Raw genomic sequence first — 19,220 nt, forward strand, 5'->3', positions numbered from 1 at the left:
CTCTTGTTCTGCACATGACTCGCCCGATGGGATCGCGGCAGCCGCTCCTCGCGGCATCACCCCCACAGAGGGAGACCCCATGCACATAGCCCGCCCCCGGTTGCGCGTCCTCGCCGTGGCCGCAGGAACCGCCGCGCTCGCCGCCGCGGCGATCCCGCAGGCCGGTACGACGGCGGCCGCCGTCCCGCGGACCAAGGTGGTCCCGGCCGTCGCAGGCCACCAGCTGGTCCACGGCCAGGTCAGCCCGGTCTCGACCACGGAGTGCCAGGCCAAGTGGAAGATCGCCTGCTACAACCCGCTCCAGTACCGCAAGGCGTACAACCTCGACCCGCTGTACAAGGCGGGCATCACGGGCAAGGGCCGCACGATCGTGATCGTGGACTCCTTCGGCTCGCCGACGATCCAGCACGACCTGGACGTCTACAGCAAGCAGTTCGGGATGGCCAGCACCCCGGTGAAGGTCGTCAAGTGGGGCAACGTCCCCGCGTGGGACCCGAAGAACACGGACATGACCGGCTGGGCCGGTGAGACCACGCTGGACGTGGAGATGGCGCACGCCATCGCGCCCGACGCGAAGATCGTGCTCGTCGAGACGGCCGTCGCGGAGACCGAGGGCACAACCGGCCTGCCGGAGATGATGGACGCCGAGAAGTTCATGATCGACCACGGTGTCGGCGACGTCATCACCCAGAGCTTCGGCGCCACGGAGAACACCTTCCCCGGCTTCGACAAGGGCGACTTCTCCAGCATCAAGGACCTGCGGTACGCCTTCAAGGCGGCCGCGAGAAAGAACGTGACCGTCCTCGCCTCCTCCGGCGACGGCGGCGCCACCGACAACACCGCGGACGGCAAGGGCTACTACAAGGAGCGCGTCAACTCCTGGCCCTCCTCCGACCCGCTGGTCACCTCCGTCGGCGGCACCCAGCTGCACCTGAACGACAAGGGCGAGCGCACCGCCCCGGAGAGCGTCTACAACGACAACGGCGCGGGCGGCGGCGGCCAGTCGCACGTCTTCAACCGCCCGGACTTCCAGGACAGCGTGCAGAACGTCGTCGGCGACCGCCGCGGCACCCCGGACATCTCCATGGCCGCCGCCGTCAACGGCGGTGCCTGGGTGTACTCCAGCTACGACCCCGCCGCCACCGGCTGGGACGTCTCCGGCGGCACCAGCGAGTCCAGCCCCCTGTTCTCCGGCATCGTCGCCCTCGCCGACCAGGCCGCCGGGCACCGGCTGGGCAACATCCACGACGCGCTGTACACCCTCTACGACCGCGCCGCCGACCACCGGCCCGGCACCGGCATCGTCGACGTGAACGACGGTACGGACAACAGCTACCAGGGCGTCACCGGCTACAAGGCCGTCGACGGCTACGACATGGCGACGGGCGTCGGCACGATCGACGCGGCGCGCTTCGTCCCGGCACTGGTACGCGAGAGCCGGCGCGGCTGACCTTCACGACCGGGACGGGCCGGGCAGCCGGCCCGTCCCCGCCTCATCCCCGCAGCGCCGACCGGAGCACCGACGCCAGCCCCCGCCCCGACGGCCGTGCCGTGTACGCGAGCAGCAGCCGCCCCGTCCCGTCGGACGTGCGGTTGTCGACGAACCACGGCGGGACGGGGGACAGCGCCCACTGCCCGGTCAGCACCGAACGCGGCGCGGGCCGGAACGGACCGGTGATCACCGTCCGTTCGGCCCCCGGCAGCAGCAGCGCGTTGTGCACCGTGCCGATGCCGCTGCCGACGTCGGCGGGCGTGTGCCCGGGGTACGCCCCCCACACCGCGCGCGGCAGCGCGTAGCCCACCGCCGTCCAGCAGTTGACCCCCACCGTGCCGTACCGCAGCCGGGCCACGGCCTCCTCGAACCGGGGGCCGAGGCTCCGCAGCGTCCGGGGGTGGGCGACGAGGTTCGCGCCGAGCGTGCCGGACAGTGCGGAGTTGCAGAACTCCACCGCCCGGTCGAGGAATTCCGCCGGGGTCCGGCCGGGGAGCGCCGTGACGGCGAGGACGGGGGCGAAGAACTCGGTGCGGAAGGCGGGATCGTCCGCGTCGGGGGCGATGCCCGGCAGGAGCGTGCGCGGCACCTCCGCCGAGTCCAGCAGCTCCACGTCCGCGCGGCCCGCCACCGCCCGCGCCCGGCGCTCACCCGCCCCGGGGTAGTAGGCGACGCGGGCGGGCGCGGCGCGCAGCGCGGAGCGCAGTTCGCCGAGGAACTCCGCGCGGGCGTCCCAGTGTTCCGGCAGGACCACCACCTGCACCGCCGCGCAGTTGAAGCCGTTGTTGTTGAGCTTCTGCGCCACCAGGTGCCGCGCCTGGTAGCGCAGGTCCGCCCGGCTCCACGGCCCGGGCAGCACGACCGCGGGCCCCACTCCGCCGAGTTCGCTGGTCACCGGCTTGCCGAGGACGGGCCGCCCGGCGGCCTTGCGGGCGGCGCCCTCGGGCCCCGGGCCGAACACGATCGCGTCGTGCGTGGCGGCGCTGCCCGTGACGTGCACGGCCGTGACACCGGGGTCGCGCACGAGCGCGGCCCCGGCCGCCGCGCCGCCCGTGGTGATCCGCACGAACCCCCGCGCGACGAACGGCGCGAAGACCTGCCGCAGCAGCGGCGCGAGATAGTCGTTGACCGGGTTGAGCTTGAGCAGGACCACCGTCCCGGCGGCGTACAGCTGGTGCAGCACGTCGAGGGGCGCGATGGAGTTGATGTTGCCCGCGCCGAGGACCACGCACACGCCGCCCCCCTCCGGCCGTACGCCACGCCCGGCACCGGCGCGCGCCCCCGCCTCGTCCACCCCGGGCGCCAGCCACACCTCGGCCCGGAACCCGTGCAGCAGCAGCCGGTCAGCCCGGTCGAAGGGCAGGACCCGGACCGCCGTGCGCCCACCGGGCCGGGCGGTGAAGCGGACGCCCCGCAGCGGGTCGCGCCCGTCGCGGACCGCCGTGAGCGTGCGGGTCAGCGCGTCGACGTAACGCAGCAGCGGATACGGGCCGGTGAGCCACTCCTCCCCGGCCGCCGGGGCACCCGGGTCGATGCCCTTGGCCCGGCACGACTCCGCCACCCAGCGCTCCGCCACCGCCACGATCCGCGGCCGCGTCGCCATCAGCAGCCGCAGCCCCTCCGCGACCGGCAGGGCCGCCCACTCGGCCGCGGCACCGCGCAGCACGCCCGTGTTCTGATGCGACGGCTCTGTCGGCTCCACGCGCGCTCCTTCGAATCCCGTGCCACGGAGAGAAAAGTCCCGCACCGAACATGCCCGCTCCCAGGGGCGGTTGGCAACGCCCCGGGGCCCGCACCGGCCCGGCGTACGCGCGGTTGACGCCCGGTAGACACCCCGCAGACCCGGCTGCGCCTACGTTGCAGGCAGTGGCACTTCCGCAGTCCCGCAGTGCGCGCTCCGCCAGGAGGTAGGTCACCGATGAGCCCGGTCATAGTGGTCGATCCCGATCGGCTCCAGCAGTTCGGCGCCCCGCAGGGGGCCGTGTTCTGCCTGGTGACGAACCCGGAGCTGGCGGGGCGGATCGAGATCGTCCGCAGCGGCGCGTACAAGGATCACGTGATCGTGCCGATGGGGCAGGACGAGGCGTTCGAGGACGTCCTGCGCGAGCGGATCCCCGAGCCCGCCCACGTCCTGGCGATCTCGCCGCACGCGTTCTTCGCGTCGCCGCGCCCGGAGGACCTCGGTCCCCGGCGCAAGCTGATGGCGATGGCCTGCAACTCCACGCCCACGTCGACGGAGACCGTACGGCACTTCCTCCGGGTGATGGAGCGCACCTCCGCGGCCGAACAGGGCACCTTCTCCGACACGTTCTTCGACCACCTCGAGGCGGCGGACCACCTGGTCTACCGCGACGACCGGCGCGGCACCCGGGCCGTCCTGCGCCACCTCGACGACGGCCTGGAGTGGAACCAGCAGGCGGGCCCCCTGGACTGGGGCGAGCAGCAGATCGTGCCCTCCGGCGAGATCAGCGTGCTGCCGGTGGAGATCACCGAGTTCCACGAGGACATGCGGCTGCCCCTCGAAGGCGAGATCGTCCTGAGCGGATACCCGATCCTCCACAACGGCACCCCCTCCTACACCCGCCGCGACCAGGCCCGCGTGCACGGCAGGCTCGCGGCGATGACCGGGAACGCCGTCGTCGCCCGCGTCGAGGGCGGCGCCATCACCGCCCTGCGGGCCGACACCCCGGGCGCGCGGCCCGCGGTGGACATGCTGGAGGCGATGTTCGCCGTCGACTCGCGCTACCGCATCGTCTGGGAGATCGGCCACGCCCTCAACACCAGCCTGGACCTGCTCCCGGGCAACCACGCGATGAACGAGGTGTACGGCGGCACGGAGGGCTGCCTGCACTGGGGCCTCGGCCTCACCCCGTACACGCAGTACCACCTCGACATCATCGCCCCCGGCACCACCGTCTACACCGACACCGGGACCCGTGTCCTGGGCGTCGACGGCGGCTACACCGAGGACCGGCTCGCCACCGCGGCGCCGGGCTCCCCGGAACCGGCCGCCCCATGAACTCCCGCATGGGAGAACGCCACCGAGTTGTCCGGAAGGAGGATCCGCCGTGCAGCAGACCGACAAGAAGATCAAGGTCAAGAAGAACAGCAACTACCTGGGCACCCTTCTGGGCTGACCCGGCCCGGCCGGTGGACCCGGCCGCGCGACGGGCCGAGCGCGGGCCCGGTGCGGCCGCCCCCGCCGCGTCAGGAGGCGGGTGGGCCGGCTGATGCCCGGCCCACCCGCCGAACCCCCAGCGTCGCACATCCCCGACGCCCATCCAGGAGGAAACCGTGGAACCCCCACTGGTCGTACGCCCGGCGGCATACCGGCAGTTCACCGCGCCCAAGGGCGCCTTCTGCCTGGTCACCGACGAGGCGATGGCCGGTGACTTCGTCATCGAGGAGCCGCGGGCCCACGACGGGGCGCTGATCGTCGCCGCCCGCCCGGCCGACACCCTCCAGGACCTCCTGGCGACCCGGATCCCCGAGACCGCGGACCTCCTCGTCGTCCGCCCCGGCACGTTCGTCACCTCGCCCGACCCGGCCGTCGTCGGCGCCCGCCGCATCGCCGTCATGCCCTGCGGCTCGACACCCGTGGAGAAGGGGCACCTGCGCTACTTCCTGTCCGTACTGGAGCGCACCGACCCCGACGCGCAGTCCGCCCGCGCCGACCGGTTCTTCGCGGGCCTGGAACAGGCGGACGGCCCGCGCATCGTCGACGCCGCGCAGGGCACCTCCTGCACCCTGGGTCTCGACGACCCGGACCTGGAGATCAACCTCCAGGCCGGGGTCCTCGCGCCGGGCGAGCAGCAGATCGCCCCGAGCGGCGAGATCAGCGTGCTGCCCATGCCCATCACCGGCTTCGACGCGGACCGCCGCCTCGCCCTGGACGGCGAACTCACCCTGCGCGGCTGGCCCATCGTGCACGCCGGCTACGACCCGGCCCTGGCGCCGGCCCAGGACGCCCTGTTCCGGCAGCTGCTGCTGCTGCACCGGCACCCCGTCGTGATCACCGTCACCGCCGGGGCCGTCACCGCGTGCCGCCCGGGGACCGGCCACCCCGCCGCGGCGGCCGCCGCTAAGGCCCTCGAGGTGCTCCTGGACTCCGACGAGCGCTACCGGCCGGTGTGGGAGCTCGGCTTCGGCATCCACACGGAGATGGACACCGTCCCCGCCAACTGCGGCCTCAACGAGGTCTACGGAGCCACGAACGGCGTGGTGCACCTCGGACTGGGACTGACCCCTTTCACCCGCTTCGCGCTCACCTTCCTGTGCCCCGGATCCGCCGTCGTCGACGGCGCCGGCGAGGTGCTGCTGGGCGCCCCCGCGACAACCCGCCGTCTCAGGCGGACCAACAGGGCGGGATGCGGCTGTCACTGACGGACCGTCAATCAGTGCTGGACAGACAAGGAGAGGACCGCATGACGAACGGGGAATTCCGCACCCGGGTGGACGCCTATCTCGACCTGTGCATCAAGGACTTCTACGAGAACATCCCCTTCGCCCGCCACCAGCTGGAGTCGAAGGAGATCGACCTCGCCTACTACAAGCGCCACAACATCGAGACCATCCTCCGGCTCCGCCGCAAGCGCACCATCGACGCCCTCGCCCTGCGCCACTGGACCAAGACCGACCCGGCCACGGCCAAGAAGTGGGCGCACTACACCGAGGACGAGATGCTGCACGACGTCCTCTTCGCCGCGGACCTCGCCAAGGTCGGCGTCACCAAGGAGGAGATCTACGCCACCGAGCCCCTGCTGTCGACCAAGCTCCTGACCGGCTACCTGCAGTACGGCCTGGAGTACGAGGACAGCCCGCTCGCCCTCGTCGCCAGCGTCTACTTCGTGGAGTACACCACCACCCGCACCCAGCCCTCCTGGCTCGACAACCTGGAGAAGACCCTCGGCCGGGACAAGATCAAGGGCCAGCGCGCCCACGTCGGCACCGACCTGGACGACGACCACGACGACTTCGTCTGGGACGTCCTGGCCGGGCTGGTCCGCACCCCCGCGGACGAGAGGCGCACCCTCGCCCACCTCAAGGACATCTACCAGCTCTGGCAGCTGTACTTCCTGGAGCTCTACCGCCTCACCGTCGACCCCACCCGGCGCCTGGACCTGCCCGCCCCCGTCGAGGCATGAGCCGGCCGGGGCCCGGCAGACCCGACGAGGACGCGCGCGAGCACGGGGGAGACACGATGACGACGGTCACGGGGGACCGCCCGGCCGTGGAACTGATGAACCTCAGGCCACCCGGAGAGCTGACCGGGGAACGCGAGGAGTGGCTCGTCGACGGCCTCACGGCCGCCCTGCCCGCCCTGCGGATGCGCGAACTGTTCAGGCTGCGCCGCGACATGTTCCGCTCCGCCGACCTGATCACCGTGGCCGTCGACCGCGCGACCGGCGGCGCGGTCGGCGCCCTGGCCTCCCGCGCCGACCACCTCCCCGCCGGTCCCGAACTGCTCCACGTCACCACCCAGTTCGTCGCCGAGGGGCTGCGGCACACCGGCGTCCTCCGCGCCAGCTGGGGCGCGCACTTCGACGGGCTGGGCCGCACCGCCGACGACCTGCCGCGCCTGATCGCCCTCAAGACCTACAACCCCGTCGTCCTCTGCGGCCTGCGGACCTTCACCCGGATCCCCGGCACCTCGCTCTACCCCGACTGCTCGGGCGCGCCCCAGGACCACGCGCACATGGAACGCGCCGAGCGCATCGCCGCGCTGCTGTCGCCCGGCCACCCCTTCGACCCGAAGACCGGCGTGATCTCCGGCATCGGGGTCCCCGCGGACCTCTACCCCCGGCGCCCGGTGTGCCGGGACGCGGGCGTCAACGCCTACTTCGCCCGCACCACCCGGCCCGGCGACCGCGTCCTGTGCGTGTTCGACGCGGGAGGCCAGGGCGCCTCGCTCGCCCTGCTGCGCGCCTTCCACGCGAGCGCGGCGACGCCCCGGGGAGCGGGCCGATGACCCACCACCCCGCCCAGCACTTCTGCGAGAGCTACGCGGCGGCGCGCCGCACCTTCCTCGCCCGCGCGAGGGCCCGCGGCGCCACCCCCCGCTCCTACCGCAACGACCGCGCCACCGGCCCCGGCGGCGAGCCGCTGTGCACCGACGTCGCCCGCTTCGGCCCGCCCGGCGCGCGCCGCGTCGTCCTGTGCGTCAGCGGCACCCACGGCATCGAGGGGTACGCGGGCTCCGCCCTGCAGTCCGCGCTCGTCGCCGACGGCTACCCGTACGGCGTCCGCGACGTCGCCTTCGTCGCCGTGCACGCCCTCAACCCCTTCGGCTTCGCCCACCGCCGCCGCGTCGACGAGGACAATGTCGACCTCAACCGCAACTTCGTCGACCACGCCCGCCCCCCGGCCAACCCGCGCTACGGCGAACTGCACGCGGCCCTCGTCCCCGACGACTGGGAGGGCCCCGCCCACCACCGGGCGGACACCTCCCTCGGCGCCTTCGCCGCCGCCCACGGCACCCGCGCGCTCCAGCGGACCGTCACCCAGGGCCAGTGGACCCACCCGGACGGGCTGTTCTACGGCGGCACCGCCCCGACCTGGTCGCACCGGGTGCTGCGGGACGTGGTCACCGCGTACACGGCCGGCGCCGAGGCCGTCGCCTACGTCGACCTCCACACCGGACTCGGCGAACGGGCCCACGTCGAACCGATCTTCCGCGGCGGCCGCGACCCGGGGGCCCTGGACCGCGCCCGCGCCTGGTACGGCCCCGCGCTGACCGTCTCCGAGGACGGCACCTCCAGCTCCACCCCGATCACCGGCAACACCGCGGGCCTGGTCGCCGACGTCCTCGGCGACGGCCCGCCGCTGACCGCGATCACCCTGGAGATGGGCACCACCGCCGGCCTGGAGGTGCTCACCGCCCTGCGGGCCGACAACTGGCTGTGGCTCCACCCCGGCCACCGGCCCGCCCTCGCGGACGGCATCGGGCGGCGGATGAGCGCGGCGTTCTACCCGGACGACCCCGGTTGGCGCGACGCTGTACTGAGAGCCGGGACCGGTGTCCTCCACGCGGCGCTCGCCGGGCTCGCCCCCGAGGCGCGGCCCGGACCCGCACGACCGTGACCCCTTCGCCGCACCCAGCGCGCACAGAACGGACTGCACACGACATGTCGATCGGCTCGATGCCCCGGCCCCTGGCCGCCGGGCTGGACACGCTGCTCCGCGACCGGGCGCAGCGGACCCCCGAAGCACTCGCCTTCCGCTTCGTCCTCGACTCCCGCGACCCGGACGCCCCCGGCCACACCGCGGCGATGACGTGCGCGGCACTGGACACCCGGGCCCGCGCCCTCGCCGCCGCCCTGCGCTCCCGGGTGCGGCCCGGCGACCGCGTCCTGCTGCTCCACCCGCACGGGCCCGAGTACGTCGCGGCGTTCCTCGCCTGCCTCTACGCGGGCGTCGTGGCCGTGCCCGCGAACCCGCCGGACACCCCCGCGGGCGCGGCCCGGGTGGCCGCGATCGTCCGCGACGCGCGGCCCGCCCTGTTCGCCACCGTCACCGCACACCTGACGGACCACCGCGCCAGCCCCGGCCTGCGCGGCGTCCCCGGCCTCGCCACCGACACCGTCCGCGACGAGGCCGCGACCGCACCGGGCCGCACCGCGAGGGCCGGCGACATCGCGTTCCTCCAGTACACCTCCGGCTCCACCGGGGACCCGCGCGGCGTGGTCGTCACCCACGCCGGGCTGCTGGACAACATGGCCGCGATGGCCGACCGCTTCCGGCTCACCCCCGACGACCGCCAGGTGTCATGGCTGCCGCCCTACCACGACATGGGCCTGATCCTCGGCATCCTGCTGCCGCTCTGCCGGGGCATCGACGCCGTCCTCTCCTCGCCGTTCGAGTTCATGGTCGACCCGCTGAGCTGGCTGGAGAACCTCACCCGCTTCGGCGGCACCTTCAGCGCCGCGCCCAACTTCGCGTACGACCTGTGCGTCCGCAAGGCCACCCCGGAACGGGCCGCCGCCCTGGACCTGTCCGCCTGGCGGCTCGCCGTCAACGGCGCCGAGCCGGTGCGCCGGGCGACCGTCGAACGGTTCGCCGAGCGCTTCGCCCGGTCCGGTTTCTCCGCCGAGCGGATCACCCCCGGATACGGGCTCGCCGAGGCCACCCTCATGGTCTCCGGCCCCGACCCCGGCACCGGAGCCCGCGTCACCCCCCTGCCCGGGCACACCGGTTCACGCGTCGTCGTCGGGGTCGGCCGCGCCGTGGCGGGCACCGAGGTGCGCATCGTCGCCCCCGACACCCTGCGCTCCCGCCCGGACGGCACCGAGGGCGAGATCTGGGTCCGCGGCCCCGGGGTGGCGGCGGGCTACTGGGGTCGCCCGGACGCCACCGCCACCACCTTCGCCGCCCGCCCCGCCGACGCACCGGGCACCGGCCCGTACCTGCGCACCGGAGACCTCGGCCTGCTGCGCGACGGCGAGCTGTACGTCACCGGGCGGATCAAGGACGTCATCATCGTCCACGGCCGCAACCACTACCCCCAGGACATGGAGGAAGCCGTCTGGTCCGCCGACCCCCGGCTGCGGCCCGGCTGCGCCGCCGCCTTCGACACCGAGGGCGGGGACGGCGGCACCCGCCTGGTCGTGGTCGCCGAATACGACGGCACGCCCGACGGGGCCACCGCCGTCGGCGCCGCCGCCTGCCGGGCCGTGGCCCGCGAATGCGGCCTGCGCCTGTCCGAACTCGTCCTGATCCGGCGCCGCACCGTGCCCAAGACCAGCGCGGGCAAGATCCGCCGCGGTACGGCCAAGGACGCCTATCTGCACGGCGGGCTCGACGAGATCGCCCGCGTCCCCGCCCCGGTCGGGGCGGGCCGCGGATGACGGCCACCACCGGCGAGCACCTCGCCGGGCAGCCCCGCACCGGCCTGGAGAAGACCCTCGGCGACGTCTGGACGCGCGTGCTGGGGACCCCGGTCGGCATGGACGACAACTTCTTCGACCTCGGCGGCGACTCCCTGCTCGCCGCGGAACTCGTCGCGAGCGTCGAGAGCGACCTGCGGGTGCGGCTGCCCCGGCGCGGCGCCGCCGAGTTCGCGACCGTACGCCGCATGGCCCACTGGATCACCACCCGCACCCCCGAGGACGCCGCCGAACGCACCCTCGTCCGCTTCGCACCGCCCGGCAGCGAGCATCCCGCGCTGTTCTGCGTGCACGGCATGGGCGGCCACGTGCTGGTGCTGGGACAGCTCGCCCGCCGCCTGGAACACCGCGTCCGGACGTACGGGTTCGAGTCCGTCGGCCGCAACGACGCCGCGCGCGCCGACCGCACCGTCCCCGCCATGGCCGCCCGCTACATCCGCCACATGCGACGCGTCCAGCCGCACGGCCCGTACCTCCTCGGCGGCTACTCCATGGGCGGCGCCGTCGCCCTGGAGATGGCCGCCGCCCTGACCGCCGAGGGCGAGCAGGTCGCCCACGTGCTCCTCCTGGACTGTGACCTGCGCCCGCCCGACATCCCGGCGATCCGCGCCCGGACCGTCGAGTTCGTCTCCCGCGCCCTGGGCCTGGACCCACCGGTCACCGCGCCCTACGAGGAACTGGACGCGGCGGCCGCCGAGATCTGCCACCGGGCGGGCGGCGAAAGCTCCGGCCTCACCCCTCGCCAGGTGGGCCGCTTCGCCGCCGTCTACCTGGAGAACGCCCGGGCCATGACCGGCTACGAACCGCCCCCGTACGCCGGGGACATGACGCTCGTCCACACCCGCGAGGGCACCCGCGGCGGTGGCGGCACCGGCCCGGAGGACTACGGGTGGGGCCCCTACGCCGTGGGCGGCCGGTTCCGCGCCGTCCAGGTGCCGAGCGACCACTGGACGCTGTTCACCACGCACGTGTCCGAGCTGGCGGCGGTCTGCGAGACCGCCCTCGGCCCGGCCGGGCGCCCGACGGATCGCCCGACAGACCGCCCGATGGAACAAGGAGCTCGTGATGACCACAGTTGAGCACCCCGGCCGGCCCGCGGGCGCGGCCGACCCCGGCCGGCGCGAGCGCGAGCTGCTGGACACCGCTCAGCGGTACAGCTTCCGCGGCCGCATCGACACGAGCGCCTTCTCCGGTCCCGTGTTCGCGTCCGCGCGCGGCTCCGTCGTCACCGATCTGCACGGCAACGACTACCTCGACTTCAACTCGGGCCAGATGTGCGCCGCGCTGGGCCACAACCACCCGCGCATCCTCGCCGCCATCCAGGAGGCGTGCGACACGATGCTGCACGCCCACAGCAGCCACTTCAACGTCAAGGAGATCGAACTGGCGGCGAAACTCGGGGAGTTGCTGCCCGACCCGCTCACCCGCAGCCTGTTCGGCGAGTCCGGCGCCGACGCCAACGAGCTGGCCCTGCTGATCGCCCGGATCTACACCGGCGGCCATGAGGTCTTCAGCCCGCACGTGAGCTACCACGGCCTGTCCGCGAGCGCCCGCTCGGTCACCTTCGCCGGCTGGCGGCGCGGCCACGGCCCGCTGTCCGGCGACTCCTACGCCCTCCTCGCCCCGTACTGCTACCGCTGTCCGCTGGCCAAGTCCTTCCCGTCCTGCGGCTTCGCCTGCCTGGACGCGAGCTTCGAGCTCGTCGACGCCCAGGCCACCGACCAGCCGGCCGCCGTCATCACCGAACCGCTGTTCAGCGCGGGCGGCGTCATCGACCCGCCGAAGGGCTGGCTGGCGCGGCTGCGGGAGCTGTGCCACGAGCGCGGCATGCTGCTGGTCGTCGACGACGAGCAGACCGGCCTGGGCAAGCTCGGCACGATGTTCGGCTTCACCGACGAGGGGATCGTCCCCGACATCGTCACCCTGGCCAAACACCTCGGCGGCGGCGTCGGCATCAGCTCGGTCACCACCACCGACGCGATCGAGGACAAGGTCGTCGGGACCGGACTGACCGTCACCCGCTCGCACAGCAACGACCCCCTGCTGTGCGCGGCGGGTTCCGCGAGCATCGACATCGTCGTCGAGGAGGACGTCCCCGCCAAGGCCCGCGCGCTGGGCGACCGCCTGCGCGAGCACCTCACCGCGCTCATGGAGCGGTACGACATCATCGGCGACCTCCGCGGCCGCGGCATGCTCGTCGGCGTCGAGCTCGTCGAGGACCGCGACACCAAGGAACCCGCCTTCGAGACGGGCAACGAGATCGGCCGCCGGTGCTTCGAGGCCGGGCTCATCTTCAGCGTGCGCCGCGGCGGCAGCGTCCTGCGCTTCGTCCCCCCGGCCAGCACCACACTCGATCAGATCGACCAGGGCATGGAGACCCTCGCCAAGGTGCTGGAAGAGGTGAGCACGGCCTCATGACGCAGCCGCTGCCGACCCGCCGCCTGGGCGCCCTGGAGGTCTCCGCCCTGGGCCTCGGGTGCATGGGCATGACCGACTTCTACGGCACCACCGACCCCGACACCGCCGTCCGCACCGTGCGCGAGGCCGTCGACCTCGGTGTCACCCTCCTCGACACCGCCGACGTCTACGGCCCGCACACCGGCGAGGAACTCCTCGGCAAGGCCATCGCCGGCATCCGCGAACAGGTCACCGTCGCCACCAAGTTCGGGCTGCGGCGCGGCCCCGGCAACACCTGGCTCGGCATCGACGGCAGCCCCGAATACGCCAGGGCGTGCTGCGACGCCTCGCTGCGCAGACTCGGCGTCGACCGCATCGACCTCTACTACCTGCACCGCGTCGACCCCGCCGTGCCCATCGAGGAGACCGCGGGGGCGCTCGGGGAACTCGTCGCCGCCGGGAAGATCGGCCACATCGGCCTGTCCGAGGCGTCCGCCGACACCGTACGCCGCGCCCACGCGACCCACCCCGTGACCGCCGTGCAGAGCGAGTACTCCCTGTGGTCCCGCGACGTCGAGGGCGGCCTGCTGGCCACCCTGCGCGAACTCGGCATCGGCTTCGTCGCGTACAGCCCGCTCGGGCGCGGCTTCCTCACCGGCACACTGACCTCGCCCGACGCCTTCGCCGACGGCGACTACCGGCGCACCAGCCCCCGCTTCCAGCCGGAGAACTTCACCACCAACCTCCACCTCATCGCGCCCCTGCGCGACCTCGCCGACCGGCACGGCGTCACCCCGGCGCAACTCGCCCTGGCCTGGCTGCTGTCGAGGGGCGACGACGTCGTGCCGATCCCGGGCACGGGGCGGTCGCGTCACCTCCGGGAGAACGCGGAGGTCACGCGGCTGTCCCTGACCGCGGAGGAGGTGAGCGCCATCGGCGCGGCGGTGCCGCCGGAGGCGGCGGGAGCGCGCTATCCGTCCCACCGCATGGCGGAACTGGACGGGTGACCCTCCTCGGGCGGGGGTCCGGGGGCCGGCCCCCGGTTGCGGGAAGGGGCCGGGCCGGGGAACAACACGACGGTCACAACAGGAGGCACCTACGATGCGCACCCACGAGACCGTGATCACCTGGCAGGCCCCACCCGTTCGGTACGGACTCCACGCCACCGAGGAGATCGGCCACGAACTCACCCTGCTCGGCGCCCGGTCCGCTCTCCTCGTCACCGACCCCAACCTCACCCGCCTCGGCCTGCCGCAGCGCGTCCGCGCGCTCGTCGAGAAGGAGGGGATAGAGACCACCGTCTTCGACGAGGCCGAGACCGAGCCCACCGACCGCGGCTGCGAAGCCGCCGCCGCCTCCCTCGGCAGCCGGGAATTCGACTGCTACATCGGCCTCGGCGGCGGCAGTTCCATGGACACCGCGAAGGTGATCAATCTGCTGCGGAGCTGCCCGGGCAGCGGGCTCCGGCGCTATCTCAACCGGCCGATCGGCGACGGCGCGCCCGTGCCCCGGCCCCTCAGGCCCCTGATCACCGTGCCGACCACGGCGGGCAGCGGCAGCGAGTGCACCGCCATGGTCGCGCTCGGCATCGTCTCCGAACGCGTCAAGACGGGCATCTCCGACCTGCGGCTGCGCCCCACCGCCGCGATCGTCGACCCGTGGAACACGGTCACGATGCCACCCGCCGTGACCGCCGCCTCCGGCTACGACGTCCTCACCCACGCCTGTGAGTCGTACACCGCGCGCCCCTACGACCGGCGGCCCCCGTACGCCTCGCCCGGTGTCCGCCCGATCTACGTCGGCTCGAACCCGATCAGCGACGTCTGGTCGGAGCAGGCCCTGACCCTGGTCGGGCGCTACCTGCGCAGAGCCGTCCTCAATCCGTACGACATCGAGGCGCGGGCCGGGATGAGCCGGGCCGCGCTCTTCGCGGGCATGGGCTTCGGGAACGCCGGCACGCACATCCCGCACGCCTGCGCCTATCCGATCGCGGGCCTGGTCACGGACTACCGCCCCCGGGACTACCGGGTCGACCACCCGCTGGTCCCGCACGGGGAGTCCGTGGTCGTCACGGCCCCGGCCGCGTTCGCCTTCACCTATCCGACGTCCCCCGAGCGGCACCTGCGCGCCGCCGAACTCCTCGGCGCGAGCCTGGACGGGACCACCGTGCGCAACGGCGCCGACCTGCTGCCGCAGACCCTCCTCGACCTCGTCGCCGACACCGGCGGTCCCCGCGGGCTGTCCGACTTCGGCTACACCGCCCGTGACATCCCCGCCCTCACCGAGGGCGCGGCCCGGCAGGAGCGGCTGCTGGCCTGCTGCCCGCGGGACGTCGACCGCTCGCACCTGTCCGGCATCCTCGCCCGGTCGCTCGACCACGGATCGGCGGCAGTGATATGACGATGCGTCAACTTCCTTTGGTCGAGGCGTTCATCGACGGGCGGCGCGTACCGGCGCGCGACACCTTCGCCGACCTCGACCCGTCGACCGGCCTGCCCTGTGCCCGGGTGAGCCGCTGCGGGCCCGCCGAGGTCGACCGGGCGGTGACGGGCGCGCGCGCCGCCTTCGAGACGACCTGGCGCCGCACCACGGCCGCCACCCGCGCGGCCGCCTGCCGGGCCATCGCGGACACCCTGCGCGCCCACCGCCGGGAACTCGCCGAACTGGAGTGCCTGGACACCGGCAAGCCGATCGGCCAGGCGTACACCGACGCGGACGTGGCCGCGCGCTACTTCGACTTCTACGCCGGCACCGTCGAGGCGCTCCACGGGCGGACCCTGCTCGACCACCCCGACCTGCTCGCCTACACCCTCCAGGAACCGCACGGCGTGTGCGGCCACATCATCCCCTGGAACTACCCGATGCAGATCACCGCCCGCACCCTCGCCCCGGCGCTGGCGGCGGGCAACACCTGCGTCCTCAAGCCCGCCGAGGACGCCCCCCTGACCCCTGTGCGCATCGCCGAACTCGCCGTCGAGGCGGGCCTCCCGGCAGGCGTGCTCAACGCCGTACCCGGCACCGGCGCGGAGGCCGGGGCCGCCCTGGCCGCGCACCCCGACCTCGACCACCTGGCCTTCACCGGCTCCCGCGCGACCGGACAGTCCGTCATGACCGCCGCAGCCCGCGGCATCGTCCCGGTCACGCTCGAACTCGGCGGCAAGTCGCCGCACCTCGTCTTCCCCGACCACGACCCGGCCACCGCCGTGCCGCGCATCGTCGCCTCCGTCATCGAGCACGCCGGGCAGAACTGCTCCGCGGGGACCCGGGTCCTGGTCCACCACAGCGTCCACGCGCAGCTGACCGAGGCGGTCGCCGAGGCGTTCACGGCGCTGCGCATCGGGCCGGGCGCGGAGGACCCCGACCTGGGGCCACTGATCTCCGCCCGTCAGCGCGAGACCGTCCTCGACCACATCGACGGCGGCCGCAAGGCCGCGCGGCTCGTCGTCGGCGGGGGAGTGCCGAGCGTCCCCCCGGGGGGCTTCTTCGTCGAGCCGACGCTCTTCGACGACGTCCCGCCCGACGCGGCCGTCGCCCAACAGGAGATCTTCGGGCCGGTCCTGTGCGTCATCCCGTTCCGCGACACGGCCGAGGCCGTCGCCCTGGCCAACGCCACCACGTACGGGCTGAGCGCCGGTGTCTGGACCCGGGACGTGGGCCTGGCCCACGCGGTGGCCCGCGCGCTGCGGGTCAGCCAGGTCTTCGTCAACACCTACAGCGCGGCCGGTGGCGTCGAGCTCCCCTTCGGGGGCTACCGGCGGTCGGGCTTCGGAAGGGAGAAGGGGTTCGCGGCGCTGCTGGAGTACACGCGGGTGAAGGCGGTCGCGATCCGCGTGGACGACGCGGCCGATTGGTGACCGCGCCGGACGGGCTGATTCCGGCCCGTCCGACGCCGAGGACATTCGGGGGTCTCCCCCCTGGTCACGAGAAGGGGCGGGGCTGGGGAACGAGCCCGCCGCAGGCGCCCACCCCGCACGGCACCCGCGCGGCGGACACGCACGCGAGGCGCACCCGCGCGTGCGACACCGTCGCCTCCTGGCCGAGACGGGCCGCGCACTCCGCGATGCGCCGCCACGTCCGCTCGGCGTCGTCGAGCAGGCCGTGCCGGTGCTGCCAGGCGAACTGGCGGTCCGCGAGCCGGGCGGCCGTGCCGGGGCGGACGGGGCACTCGCGGTCGATGACGCGCCGCAGGTTCTCGTGCTCCGCCGTGAACCACGCGGAGGCGTCCACCGTGATCCGGGTGGCCACCCGGCCGGGGATCGCGGCGGCGACCGCTTCGGCCCAGTCGCCGCGGGCGTCGTCCGCGGCCGGAAGGAGGGGGACCCGCGCGATGCCGCGGTCGGCGGCCCGGGCCAGCAACAGCCAGGCGTCGAGCAGCCGTTCGCGCACGGAGGCGGCCTCCTCGGGGCCGCCGCCGTCCTGGCCGGCCGCCGCGTACAGCCGCAGCAGCTCCGGCAGCCGGTAGCGCGGCTCGCCGGTCGCGTCGACGCCGACCGGGGTGAGCAGGCAGTGGTCGACCAGGGTGCCGACCACCGTGTCGGCGTACGGCTCCCCGAGCAGGACCGCGACGACCCAGGACGCGAAGTCGTCGAGTTCCCCGTGCGCGAGGAGCCGGATCGCCCGCCGGGCCCGCGGGTCCAGCGCCGCGCAGCTCGGGGCGAGCCGGGCCCGTACGCCCACGTCGTCCGCCTCCAGCACGTCGAGGCGGCTGTGCCGGTCGCCGATGATCTCGGCGAAGGTGCTCAGCGGCCAGTTCGGGCGCGCGGCCAGCCGCATCCCGGCGATCCGCAGGGCGAGCGGGAGTTCGGCGCACGCGGCGGCGACCCTGCCCGCCGCGTCGGGTTCGGTGGTGACCCGCCGCCGGCCGATCATGCGCTCCAGCATCAGCAGCGAGTCGGCGGGGGAGAGCGGCGCGAGGTCGACCAGGGTCGCGCCCGGCGGCGCGGCCAGCCGCATCCGGCTCGTCAGCAGGAGCGCGGAGCCCGCCATGCCCGGCATCAGCCGCCGCGCCTGCGTCGGGCCCGCCGCGTCGTCGGCGACGATCAGGACGCGGCGACCGGACAGGCACGTACGGAACAGCGCCGCCCGCTCGTCGGTGGACTCGGGCACGGACCCGCAGGCGACGCCCAGCGAGCGCAGCAGCTCGCCGAGCGCGTCGTGGACGCACTTCGGGCTGTCGGTGGTCGCCCCCAGCTGCACATGGAGCTGGCCGTCGGGGAAGCGGTGCCGCAGCTGGTGCGCGGCGTGCACGGCCAGCGCCGTCTTGCCCGCGCCCGGCTGGCCGCACACCAGGACGACGGGCGGCGCGGCGGCGGTCCCGGCCGTGTCGAGCAGCATGACCAGCCGGGCCGTCTCGGCCTCGCGCCCCGTGAAATCCGGTATGTCCGGAGGAAGTTGGTGCGGGGCGGGCGGCTGCTCGCCCCGTCCGGCCGGCGGCCGGGGCTCGGGCGCCCGCTCGCCGCCCGGCCCGTCCGTATCGGCGCCGCGGTAGCCCAGGGACTCGTCCTCGTCGAGGATCCGCTGGTGGAGGCGGCGCAGTTCGGGGCCGGGATCGACCCCGCGCTCGTCGGCGAGGAGCGTACGGACCTGGGTATAGGTCATCAGGGCGTCCGCCTGGCGGCCGCTGCGGTAGAGCGCGAGCATCAGCTGCGCCCACGCGTGCTCGTCCAAGGGGTCGGCCGCGGCCATGGCCCGCAGCCGGGGAACGATCTCATGATGCCGCCCGAGCGCCAACTCCGCCCACACCAGTGAGCGTTCGGCGAGCCGGCGGCGGTCCATCAGGTGAATGGCCTCGGCCTCCATCGCGGCCGTGGGCGGCAGATCGCCCAGGACCGGCTCCTGCCACAGGGCCAGCGCCTGCTGGAGCAGGAGCGAAGCGGTGTGCGGATCGTCGTCGAGGAGCTGCTCGCCGATGTCGACGAGGCGGCGGAAGTCGTGCAGATCGAGCTCGCCCGGCTCCACGTGGAGCACGTAACCACTGGGGTGGGTCCGCAGCCGGCCCGGGTCGTCGAAGAGGGACCGCGCCCTCCAGAGATACGTACGCAGCATGCCGCAGGCCGAGGCCGGGGGGCCGGGGCCCCAGATCAGGTCGGTCAGCCGGTGCTTGGGCACGGGGCGGTTGGCGTGCAGCAGCAGGATGCTGAGGAGGGCCCGCTGCTGGGGCTGTGTGATATCGAGAACGTGATCGTCAGCAGTACGGATCTCCAGATATCCCAAGACTCGAAATTTCACGGTTCCCCCGGGATGCAGAGGTTTGACGCCGGACCGGCAGCGGGCCACCGATGGGGATCTGCCGACTCCGGGCGACGCCTTCGGTCGCGCGGATTGTAGTCAGTTCGAGGGCACTCCGGATGAGGCGGGGGACCGGCTGTTTGGTGATCAAGCAAGGGCTCGCACCGGGGCCGGAACGGGGGTCACCGCGCATCGGAGAGCGATTGCCTGAGAGTAGCAAC

14 protein-coding genes are annotated in these 19,220 nt (G+C 73.9%); 12 read left to right on the forward strand and 2 right to left on the reverse strand.

Annotated elements, in window-relative coordinates; translation table 11 throughout:
- Window positions 1-79: 79 nt before the first annotated feature.
- A complete protein-coding gene (locus tag DXZ73_RS34030; protein WP_116214787.1) occupies window positions 80-1,450 on the forward strand; it encodes a S53 family peptidase in 1,371 nt (456 codons plus the stop codon).
- A gap of 43 nt (window positions 1,451-1,493) precedes the next feature.
- Here the strand turns inward: DXZ73_RS34030 and DXZ73_RS34035 are convergent, their stop codons facing one another.
- On the reverse strand, window positions 1,494-3,194 hold the full coding sequence (locus DXZ73_RS34035) for an aldehyde dehydrogenase family protein (RefSeq protein WP_116214788.1): 1,701 nt from the start codon (window positions 3,192-3,194) through the stop codon (window positions 1,494-1,496).
- A gap of 216 nt (window positions 3,195-3,410) precedes the next feature.
- On the opposite strand from DXZ73_RS34035, the gene DXZ73_RS34040 reads away from it, so the two are divergent.
- The 11 genes from DXZ73_RS34040 to DXZ73_RS34090 all read left to right on the forward strand — a co-directional run bounded on the left by DXZ73_RS34040 (window position 3,411) and on the right by DXZ73_RS34090 (window position 16,625).
- Window positions 3,411-4,511, forward strand: a complete 1,101-nt coding sequence (locus tag DXZ73_RS34040; RefSeq protein ID WP_205519283.1) for a hypothetical protein — start codon at window positions 3,411-3,413, stop codon at window positions 4,509-4,511.
- Between the two features lie 275 nt (window positions 4,512-4,786).
- Window positions 4,787-5,875 carry a hypothetical protein gene (locus DXZ73_RS34045; protein WP_116214789.1) on the forward strand — a complete coding sequence of 363 codons (1,089 nt, stop codon included), beginning with the start codon at window positions 4,787-4,789 and terminating at the stop codon, window positions 5,873-5,875.
- Window positions 5,876-5,916: 41 nt separating this feature from the next.
- Window positions 5,917-6,636, forward strand: a complete 720-nt coding sequence (locus DXZ73_RS34050; RefSeq protein WP_116214790.1) for an iron-containing redox enzyme family protein — start codon at window positions 5,917-5,919, stop codon at window positions 6,634-6,636.
- A 56-nt stretch (window positions 6,637-6,692) separates the two neighbouring features.
- On the forward strand, window positions 6,693-7,460 hold the full coding sequence (locus DXZ73_RS34055; protein WP_116214791.1) for a hypothetical protein: 768 nt from the start codon (window positions 6,693-6,695) through the stop codon (window positions 7,458-7,460).
- A complete protein-coding gene (locus DXZ73_RS34060) occupies window positions 7,457-8,572 on the forward strand; it encodes a M14 family metallopeptidase (RefSeq protein ID WP_116214792.1) in 1,116 nt (371 codons plus the stop codon). The genes DXZ73_RS34055 and DXZ73_RS34060 overlap by 4 nt, the downstream gene beginning before the upstream one ends.
- A gap of 44 nt (window positions 8,573-8,616) precedes the next feature.
- Window positions 8,617-10,335: a fatty acyl-AMP ligase gene (locus tag DXZ73_RS34065; RefSeq protein WP_116214793.1), complete on the forward strand. Its 1,719-nt coding sequence runs from the start codon at window positions 8,617-8,619 to the stop codon at window positions 10,333-10,335.
- Window positions 10,332-11,453, forward strand: coding sequence for an alpha/beta fold hydrolase (locus DXZ73_RS34070; RefSeq protein ID WP_162890435.1), 1,122 nt, complete (start codon window positions 10,332-10,334; stop codon window positions 11,451-11,453). Before DXZ73_RS34065 ends, DXZ73_RS34070 begins: the two co-directional genes overlap by 4 nt.
- Complete coding sequence (locus tag DXZ73_RS34075) at window positions 11,440-12,792, forward strand: aspartate aminotransferase family protein (protein ID WP_116214795.1); 1,353 nt, start codon at window positions 11,440-11,442, stop codon at window positions 12,790-12,792. The genes DXZ73_RS34070 and DXZ73_RS34075 overlap by 14 nt, the downstream gene beginning before the upstream one ends.
- On the forward strand, window positions 12,789-13,778 hold the full coding sequence (locus tag DXZ73_RS34080) for an aldo/keto reductase (protein WP_205519284.1): 990 nt from the start codon (window positions 12,789-12,791) through the stop codon (window positions 13,776-13,778). The genes DXZ73_RS34075 and DXZ73_RS34080 overlap by 4 nt, the downstream gene beginning before the upstream one ends.
- 94 nt (window positions 13,779-13,872) lie before the next feature.
- Complete coding sequence (locus DXZ73_RS34085; protein WP_116214796.1) at window positions 13,873-15,171, forward strand: hydroxyacid-oxoacid transhydrogenase; 1,299 nt, start codon at window positions 13,873-13,875, stop codon at window positions 15,169-15,171.
- A 2-nt stretch (window positions 15,172-15,173) separates the two neighbouring features.
- On the forward strand, window positions 15,174-16,625 hold the full coding sequence (locus DXZ73_RS34090) for an aldehyde dehydrogenase family protein (RefSeq protein ID WP_205519285.1): 1,452 nt from the start codon (window positions 15,174-15,176) through the stop codon (window positions 16,623-16,625).
- A gap of 64 nt (window positions 16,626-16,689) precedes the next feature.
- Here the strand turns inward: DXZ73_RS34090 and DXZ73_RS34095 are convergent, their stop codons facing one another.
- On the reverse strand, window positions 16,690-18,999 hold the full coding sequence (locus DXZ73_RS34095) for an AfsR/SARP family transcriptional regulator (protein WP_162890436.1): 2,310 nt from the start codon (window positions 18,997-18,999) through the stop codon (window positions 16,690-16,692).
- Window positions 19,000-19,220: the final 221 nt, after the last annotated feature.

This window comes from Streptoverticillium olivoreticuli subsp. olivoreticuli, from assembly GCF_003391135.1.
Lineage (GTDB): Bacteria > Actinomycetota > Actinomycetes > Streptomycetales > Streptomycetaceae > Streptomyces > Streptomyces blastmyceticus.

Coding starts and splice junctions, on each gene's coding strand:
- DXZ73_RS34030 (WP_116214787.1), top strand. CDS start 80: ATGCACATAGCCCGCCCCCGGTTGCGCGTCCTCGCCGTGGCCGCAGGA.
- DXZ73_RS34040 (WP_205519283.1), top strand. CDS start 3,411: ATGAGCCCGGTCATAGTGGTCGATCCCGATCGGCTCCAGCAGTTCGGC.
- DXZ73_RS34050 (WP_116214790.1), top strand. CDS start 5,917: ATGACGAACGGGGAATTCCGCACCCGGGTGGACGCCTATCTCGACCTG.
- DXZ73_RS34055 (WP_116214791.1), top strand. CDS start 6,693: ATGACGACGGTCACGGGGGACCGCCCGGCCGTGGAACTGATGAACCTC.
- DXZ73_RS34060 (WP_116214792.1), top strand. CDS start 7,457: ATGACCCACCACCCCGCCCAGCACTTCTGCGAGAGCTACGCGGCGGCG.
- DXZ73_RS34065 (WP_116214793.1), top strand. CDS start 8,617: ATGTCGATCGGCTCGATGCCCCGGCCCCTGGCCGCCGGGCTGGACACG.
- DXZ73_RS34070 (WP_162890435.1), top strand. CDS start 10,332: ATGACGGCCACCACCGGCGAGCACCTCGCCGGGCAGCCCCGCACCGGC.
- DXZ73_RS34075 (WP_116214795.1), top strand. CDS start 11,440: ATGACCACAGTTGAGCACCCCGGCCGGCCCGCGGGCGCGGCCGACCCC.
- DXZ73_RS34080 (WP_205519284.1), top strand. CDS start 12,789: ATGACGCAGCCGCTGCCGACCCGCCGCCTGGGCGCCCTGGAGGTCTCC.
- DXZ73_RS34085 (WP_116214796.1), top strand. CDS start 13,873: ATGCGCACCCACGAGACCGTGATCACCTGGCAGGCCCCACCCGTTCGG.
- DXZ73_RS34090 (WP_205519285.1), top strand. CDS start 15,174: ATGCGTCAACTTCCTTTGGTCGAGGCGTTCATCGACGGGCGGCGCGTA.